Below are 5194 nucleotides of genomic sequence, written 5' to 3' on the forward strand. Positions count from 1 at the left end.
GGTTCGGAGGTGCGTCCGGGCCGCCCTGCTCGCGCTCGAGCTTGCGGTAGATGGTGCGCGCGGCGATGCCCAGCAAGCGGGCGGCGAGCGTCTTGTCCCCCCGGGTGTGGCGCAGGGTCTCGTGGATGACGCGCCTTTCAATCTCCTCCATGGGCGTCCCGATGGGGATGACCAGCTGTCCGGCGGAGCCCAGCGGCCCCTTGCGCACGGACTCCGGCAGGTCGGTGGCCTCCAGCACGTCCGTGCGGGCCAGCACCACGGCGCGCTCCACGGCGTGCTCCAGCTCTCGCACGTTGCCCGGCCACGCGTAGTTCTCCAGCACGTTCAGGGCGTCCGGAGAGAAGCCGCGCAGCACCTTGCCGTTCTTCGCGGAGAAGCGGCGCAGGAAGGCCTCCGCCAGCAGCGGGATGTCCTCGCGGCGCGACGCGAGCGCGGGCACGCGGATCTCCACCACGTGCAGGCGGTAGTAGAGGTCCTCGCGGAAGCGCCCTTCGGCGACCTCCTTCTGCAGGTCCTTGTTGGTTGCGGCGACCAGCCGCACGTCCACCTTCACCGTCTGCGTGCCGCCCAGCCGCTCCAGCTCTCCCTCCTGGAGCACGCGCAAGAGCTTCACCTGCGCGGAGAGGGGCATCTCGCCCACCTCGTCCAGGAAGAGGGTGCCGCCGTGGGCGCGCTCGAAGCGGCCCTCGCGCCGGGAGACGGCGCCGGTGTACGCGCCGCGCTCCACGCCGAAGAGCTCCGCCTCCAGGATGCTCTCCGGGATGGCGCCGCAGTTGACGGCGACGAAGGCCTGCTTCGCCCGGGCGGAGTGCTCATGCAGCGCGCGGGCGGCCAGCTCCTTGCCGGTGCCGGATTCGCCCAAGAGCAGCACGGTGGCGGTGGAGGGCGCGGCCTGGCGGATGGTGTCCAGCATGGCGCGGAAGGCGGGGGACTGGCCCACCATGGCGCGCCCGCCCGCGGGGTTGATCTCCGCGAGCTTCGCCTTGAGTGAGGTGTTCTCCTGGACGAGCGCCTGCTTCTCCAGCGCCTTCTGCACGGCCTTCACCAGGGCGTGGCGCTTGAGGGGCTTGGTGATGAAGTCGTAGGCGCCGTCCTTCATGGCGGCCACGGCCGTCTCCACCGTGCCGTAGGCGGTCATCAGCACCACCTCCACGTCCGGACGGATGGCGCGGCTGGCCTTGAGCAGCTCCTGGCCGTCCATGCCGGGCATCATCAGGTCGGTGACCATGACGCTGACCTCGGGGCGCCGGAGCATCTCCAGCGCCTCCGTGCCCTGCGCGGCGGACAAGGTGGCGAAGCCTTCCCGCTGGAAGATGCGGGCGACGGAATCAAGGTTGGCGCGGTCGTCGTCGACGACCAGGACCGTGGGAGATGTCATGGGAGTACGGGGCCTCTCTCAACACGGCCCTGCAATCCCCATTCCCTTCAAGCCCCCTCTTCGTCCGGCTCCAGGGGCCCGCCGCCCATGCGGCCAATGTCCTCGCGCTTCACCTTGTCCACGTTGAAGCGGCGGGCGCTGGCCAGCATGCGGCTGACGGTGGAGTCGAAGGTGGGAGGCGGGCCGTCCTTGCGGAAGCGCAGGAAGTTGAGCCGGGCGACGACGAAGTTCTTGAGGTAGGGGCTCTGGAGGCCGCGCTCCTTCAGCGCGTTGACGACGGCGACCACCGCGTCGTCCAGTTCCAGGAGCCGGTCCGCCTGGGCGTCGCGGATGGCGATGGCCTCCGCCAGCGGCACGTCCTGGAAGCCGTCCACCACCTTGACGAAGGGGTGGTAGGCGCCCGCGGAGAAGCGGGGGCGCTTCTCGTAGGCGGCGCCCAGGGTGAGGAAGGAGGGCTCCTCGAAGAGGTGGGCGAAGGCGGACTCCTTGCCCGGGCGGTTCGCGCCCACGAGGCCCCGCGCCATGCGGATGACCTCCAGCGAGCGCTCCTTCAGGTTGTGGGCCTTCTCCGTGTTGAGGGCGAGGATTTGATAGGCCACGTCCTCGTCCGGCAGGAGCAGGGCGACGATGGACTTCGCGCCCAGCAGCTTGCTGGCGTTGAGGCGGTGGTTGCCGTTGGGCGTCCAGTAGCGGCCGTCCACGCGCACGGCGATGACGGGGTCCAGGAAGCGGTCCAGGCGCTCCATGGCGGTGGCGAGCCGCTTGACGTGGGGCTCGGACAGGTCGCGCTGGTAGGGCGTGGGCTCCACCTTGTCGATGGGGAGCACGGCGAAGACGACGGGGTGTCCGCCCAGCGGGTCGCGGTAGACGGACAGCACCTCGCCGCCGTCCTCGCGCACGGCCTGGAGGAGGGCGTCGGGGAAGGCCACGGACTCGCTCGCGACCTCCGCCGCGCTCAGGCCCCGCGACTTCGGTTCGGCCTTCTTGCGGCGCGGCTTGCGCGGCGTGGCCGACTTGGAGCGGGGGGCAGCGGACTTGCGGGCGGACTTCGCGGCCATGCGGGGCGGACCTCCTGCCGTGGGAAAGAGGTCCGCGAGCCTAGGCGACCGCGTGGCGCTGGCTACGCGCCGGAGACCGTGAGCTGTCGGAAGCGGACAGTGGGCGCGCCCACGCTGCCGCCCCGGAACTGCAGGTCGCTGCCCACCGCGTCCACGTCCTTCAGCATCTGGAGCAGGTGGCCCGCGACCGTCACCTCCTGCACGGGGTGCGTCAGCTCACCGTTCTCGATCCAAAGGCCGTTGGCCCCGCAGGACATGTCCCCGGACACCGGATCCGCGCCGTGGCCCAAAAGCGCCGTGACGTAGAGGCCCTGGGGCACCTCGCGGATCAGCTCCTCCGGCGTCTTCGTGCCCTTCTCCAGGTAGAGGTTCGTGGTGCCGATGCCCGGCAGCGCGCTGTAGCCGCGCGACGCGTTGCCCGTGGTGCGCGCCTTCGCCTTGCGCGCGGTGAAGGCGTCGTAGAGGAAGCCGGACAGCACGCCCTGATCCAGGATGGGCGTGCGGCGCGTGGGGACGCCCTCGCCGTCGAAGGGCGCGGTGGCCAGGCCCCGGGGCAAGAGGCCGTCATCCACCAGCGTGACGTGCTTGCCCGCGAGCCGCTTGCCCAGGTGGGGCGCGAGCACGCTGGACTGCTGGTAGACGGCGTTGCCGTTGGCGGCCTGGGACAGGTTGCCCACGAAGCTCGCGGCCACCAGCGGGTCGAACACCACCGGCACCTGCTGCGTCTTCACCGGCTTCGCGCCCAGCATGCGCACGGCGCGCTTCGTGGCCTCGCGGCCGATGGACTCCGGGGACTCCAGGTCGTCCAGGAAGCGCTTGTAGTCCAGCCAGTAGCCCGTCTGGAGCTGCCCGTCCTGGGACGCCACCGGCACCGCGACCAGGTACACGTACGTGCCGGAGTAGCCGCCGGACGCGCCCTCGCTGGAGGCCAGGTACACCTCCGCCACGAAGTCGCCCGCGGACACGGAGTCGAAGGTGACGACGCGCGTGTCCTGCGCCCGGCCCGCGCGCTCCGCCTCCAACGCCGCCTGTATCTTCCAGTCCCCGGGCAGGTTCGCGACCTTGGGGTCGAAGAGGATGCCGGTGTCTCCGCGCTTGCCCAGGTCCTTCGCGCCGGGCAGGCCGTTGAGCTTGTTGGGCGCGGCGGCCTCCGCCAGCTGCACGGCCAGGTCCGCCACGCGCTCCAGGCCGGCGGGGGTGAAGTCGGACGTGTACGCGAAGCCCAGCCGGTCCTTCACGATGACCCGGATGCCCAGGCCCTTGCTGGTGGCCTCCGTCAGGTCCTCGATCTGCCCTTCGCGGACGCGCACGCTGCTGTTGCGGCCCACCTCCAGGTACGCCTCCGCCTGCTTCGCGCCCTTCTTCACGGCGCGCTGGACGACCTTCTTCGCGAGCTGTTCGTAGTTCACGGTAGTCCTCAGCCGACCTTCGTTCCGCCCACGGTCACGTTGTCGATGCGCACGGTGGGCAGGCCCACGCCCACGGGCATCATCTGCCCGTCCTTCACGCAGACGCCCATGCCGGGGTCCGGCATCGGGTCGCAGCCCACGCGGGTGATGTTCTTCAGCGCCTCCGGCCCCACGCCAATCAGGATGGCGTTCTTCACCGGGCGGCCCAGCCTGCCGTCTTCAATCTGGTAGGCCTCGCTGACCTCGAAGACGAAGTTGCCGTTGCTGATGTCCACCTGGCCTCCGCCGAAGGTGGCGCAGTACAGCCCGCGCTTCACCTCCTTGAGGATGTCCTCCGGCGCGTGGTCTCCGGGCGCCAGGAAGGTGTTCGTCATGCGCGGCAGGGGCAGGCTCCTGAACGACTCGCGCCGGCCGCTTCCCGTGGAGCGCTGGTTCATCAGCTTCGCGTTGAGCTGATCATAGAGGTAGCCCTTGAGGACGCCGTTCTCGATGAGGACCTTGCGCTCGCCCGGCACGCCCTCGTCGTCGATGTTGATGGAGCCGCGCGCGCTGGACACCGTGCCGTCGTCGATGACCGTCACCAGGTCGGAGGCCACCTTCTCCCCCAGCTTGCCCGCGAACAGGGACGTGCCCTTGCGGATGAAGTCCGCCTCCAGGCCGTGGCCCACCGCCTCGTGCAGCAGGATGCCGCTCCAGCCCGGCGCCAGCACCACCGTCTGCGGCCCGGCCACGCAGTCCACCGCGCCCAGCGTGGCGATGGCCTGGCGCGCGGCCTCCTCCGCCACGGACTCCGGCGTCACGCCGTCCCAGTAGCTGAAGGACACCCGGCCGCCGCTGCCGTACATGCCGGTGCGCCGCTCGCCGTTCTTCCCCAGCGCCACCACGTGCACGCTCATGCGGGACTGGTCCTGCGTGTCCTCGCTGAAGCGGCCGGTGGTGTTGGCCACGGCGATACGGCGCGTCTGATCCACGTAGGACGCGTTGACCTGCTGGATGCGCGAGTCGAAGGCGCGGGCCGCGGCGTCCGCGCGGGTGAGCAGCGCCGTCTTGCGCGCCACCGCCACGTCCTCCAGCGGCTGGCCCACCCGGTAGTGGCTGGGCACCGGGACGCGCTTGATGGGCCAGGCGCGCTCGGAGCCGCCGCCCTGGGCAATCATCGCCGCGGTGCGCGCGGCGCGGACGAGCGCGGCCTCCTCCCAGTCGTCGGAGTAGGCGTAGCCCACCTTGGCCCCGGCGATGACGCGCACCCCCACGCCCTGGACCAGGCCCACCTGCGCGCTGCGGATGCGCTGCTCCTCCAGCACCACGGCGGTGGTGGACGTGCGCTCCACGTACACCTCCGCGAAGTC

General features: G+C 70.9%; 4 protein-coding genes. All 4 read right to left on the bottom strand.

Translation table 11 applies throughout. From position 1 onward, the window contains the following. On the bottom strand, nt 1-1378 hold a 1378-nt coding region (locus tag D7X55_RS35435), incomplete at its 3' end, for a sigma-54 dependent transcriptional regulator (protein WP_147470338.1). A 47-nt stretch (nt 1379-1425) separates the two neighbouring features. Beyond that, entirely contained in the window at nt 1426-2436 is a 1011-nt protein-coding gene (locus tag D7X55_RS35440) for a ParB/RepB/Spo0J family partition protein (RefSeq protein ID WP_120548061.1), read from the bottom strand. A gap of 62 nt (nt 2437-2498) precedes the next feature. Continuing rightward, complete coding sequence (locus tag D7X55_RS35445) at nt 2499-3845, bottom strand: TldD/PmbA family protein (protein WP_121725361.1); 1347 nt, start codon at nt 3843-3845, stop codon at nt 2499-2501. 8 nt (nt 3846-3853) lie between these two features. After that, on the bottom strand, nt 3854-5194 hold a 1341-nt coding region (locus D7X55_RS35450), incomplete at its 5' end, for a TldD/PmbA family protein (protein ID WP_121725362.1).

This window comes from Corallococcus sp. AB049A (genome assembly GCF_003668885.1).
Lineage (GTDB): Bacteria > Myxococcota > Myxococcia > Myxococcales > Myxococcaceae > Corallococcus > Corallococcus interemptor.

What these genes read in the sequence shown, in the direction of transcription:
- D7X55_RS35440 (WP_120548061.1), bottom strand. Translation starts at nt 2,436, where the DNA reads ATGGCCGCGAAGTCCGCCCGCAAGTCCGCTGCCCCCCGCTCCAAGTCG.